General features: G+C 74.8%; 3 protein-coding genes. All 3 read left to right on the top strand.

Annotated elements, in window-relative coordinates; translation table 11 throughout:
* Positions 1-247 precede the first annotated feature (247 nt).
* Entirely contained in the window at positions 248-1,531 is a 1,284-nt protein-coding gene (locus AC4IJH_RS43365; protein WP_490857541.1) for a sensor histidine kinase, read from the top strand.
* Positions 1,532-1,602: 71 nt separating this feature from the next.
* The gene (locus tag AC4IJH_RS43360; RefSeq protein WP_490857542.1) at positions 1,603-2,223 is read left to right on the top strand and encodes a response regulator; all 621 of its coding nucleotides are present in this window, start codon (positions 1,603-1,605) and stop codon (positions 2,221-2,223) included.
* Between the two features lie 105 nt (positions 2,224-2,328).
* Positions 2,329-2,753 (top strand): Mur ligase domain-containing protein (locus tag AC4IJH_RS43355; RefSeq protein ID WP_490857540.1); only part of this gene is annotated, 425 nt, incomplete at its 3' end.

Here is a 2,753-nt window from a genome sequence, read left to right as displayed (position 1 = left end):
CACCGGGCCCGGTGCCCGGCGGCTGCTCCCACCGTCGCCGCGACAGGGGCCCCGCGGCATCGCGCCCAGGAGTGGTTCGCCGCCGCCGAAAGGTTCAGAGCGTCTTACACCTTTTGATTGATGCCGGACGGCGGCACGGCACCTAGCCTGGAGATGCCGTACTGCGATCCGTAAGGGGCGGCCTTGAGGGGGCGGCCCCGCACCCGGCAGGAGACCTCCCCAAGCCGTTGCCGTCCCGAGTGAGCCAGTGAACCCGCACTCCCTGACCCCCGCCCTGCGGGTGCTGCGCACCTGCCTGCACCTGATGGTGGCCGCGCTCGTCGCGCTCGCCGCCGTACGGGCGGTGGCCGACCGCACCACCGACGCCCCCGCTGTAGTCACCGCGGCCGCCCTGCTCCTTGCCGTCTACGCCCTGGGCCCCGCCCTGCCCCGCGTCGCCGCGTCCACGACCGCCGCAGCCCTCTGGCTCGGCGCCGTCATGGCCGTATGGATGCTGCTGCTCGTCCTCACCCCCGACGGCGTCTGGATCGCCTTCCCGCTCTTCTTCGTCCAGCTCCACCTCCTCCCGCTGCGCTGGGCCCTGGCCGCCGTCACGGCCACCACGGCCATCGCCGTCGCCGGTTTCGGCTGGCACACCCACACCCTGACCGTCGGCACGGTCATCGGCCCCGTACTGGGCGCGGCCGTCGCCATCGCCGTCGTCCTGGGCTACCAGGCCCTCTACCGCGAGAGCGAGGAGCGCCGCCGCCTCATCGAGGAACTGACCGCCGCCCGCAGCGAACTGGCCGAGGCCGAGCACGCCGCCGGGGTGCTGGCCGAGCGCGAGCGGCTGGCCCGCGAGATCCACGACACCCTCGCCCAGGGCCTGTCCAGCATCCAGCTCCTGCTGCGGGCCGCCGAACGCGCCCTGCCGGGGCGCCCCGACACCACCACCGCCCTCGGCCACGTCCAGCACGCCCGCCAGACCGCCGTCGACAACCTCGCCGAGGCCCGCCGCTTCGTCCGCGCCCTGAGCCCGCCCGACCTGGACGCCGGATCGCTGCCCGCCGCTCTGGAACGGCTCTGCGCCACCACCGCCCGCACCTCAGGGCTGGCCGTCCACTGCCACCTCTCCGGCACCCCCGCCGAGCTCCCCACCCCGCACGAGGTCGCCCTGCTGCGCATCGCACAGTCGGCGCTGGCCAACACCGTCCAGCACGCCGGGGCGGACCGCGTGGAGCTGACCTTGTCCTACATGGACACCGAGGTCGCCCTGGACGTCGTCGACGACGGTGCGGGCTTCGTCCCCGCCGAGGTGCCCGCACCCGGCACCGGGCCGGTCTCCGGCACCGGCTTCGGCCTGGCCGCCATGCGCGCCAGGGCCCGCGCCCTGCACGGCACCCTCGCCGTGGAGTCCGCCCCCGGCGAGGGCACGGCCGTCGCCGTCACCCTGCCCTTCCCCGAAGCCCCCGCCGGCTCTGCCGTACCTCCCGCCCCCGCGGGCCCCGCCGCCCCCGATACTCCCGACGCCCCCGAACAGGCCATCGCGTGACCGACCCCTCCAACCCCTCCGAGCCCACCGCCGCCGCGGCCCCCGGCCCCGCGCCCGGCGCCTGCGCAGCCATCCGCCTCCTCCTCGCCGACGACCACCCCGTCGTACGGGCCGGACTGCGCGCCGTCCTGGAGACCGAACCGGACTTCGAGGTCGTCGCCGACGTACCCACCGCCGAACAGGCCGTGGAGCTCGCCGCCCGCCTGGACGTCGACGTGGTCCTCATGGACCTCCAGTTCGGCGGCGAGATGCGCGGCTCCCAGGCCACCGCCGCGATCACCGCCGCCGCGGACGCCCCCCGGGTCCTGGTCCTGACCACGTACGACACCGACGCCGACATCCTGGCCGCCATCGAGGCGGGCGCCACCGGATACCTCCTCAAGGACGCCCCGCCCGAGGAACTGGCCACCGCCGTACGCACCGCGGCCGCCGGAAAGTCCGCGCTCGCCCCGACCATCGCGCTGCGCCTGATGGACCGCATGCGGGCCCCCGCCACCGCCCTCTCCCGCCGCGAGACCGAGGTCCTCCAGCTGGTCGCCGACGGCCTGTCCAACGCGCAGATCAGCAAGCAGCTCTTCCTGAGCCAGGCCACCGTCAAGTCCCACCTCGTCCACATCTACGCCAAACTCGGCGTGGACTCCCGCACCTCCGCGGTGGCCGCCGCCACCTCCCAGGGCCTGATCCGCCGCTGACCCGCGTCTGGGGTCCGGGCGGCGGCCGTCGCTGTCGGTGGCGGGTGGGAGAATCGTCAACGGCAGCATGGGCCAATCAACGATCTGCGATCAGGAGACCTCCGCATGGCACCGTCCCCCGGCATCCCCGCCACGATGGACCGACCGCACTTCATCGGCATCGGCGGGGCCGGCATGTCGGGCATCGCGAAGATCCTGGCGCAGCGCGGCGCCGCGGTCGCCGGAAGCGACGCCAAGGACTCCGCCACCGCCCAGGCCCTGCGCGCCCTCGGCGCCACGGTCCACATCGGCCACGCAGCGGATCACCTCGCGCCCGACGCCACCAGCGTCGTCGTCTCCTCCGCCATCCGCGAGGACAACCCCGAGCTGGCCGCCGCCCACGAGCGCGGCATCCCCGTCGTGCACCGCTCCGACGCCCTCGCCTCGCTCATGGACAACCTGCGGCCCATCGCCGTGGCCGGCACCCACGGCAAGACGACCACCACCTCCATGCTGGCCGTCTCCCTGGCCACCCTCGGCCTGGACCCGTC

This window comes from Streptomyces sp. UF-297 (assembly GCF_058245575.1).
Note: the sequence above shows the minus strand (reverse complement) of the source record. Positions and strands in the feature narration are given on the sequence as shown.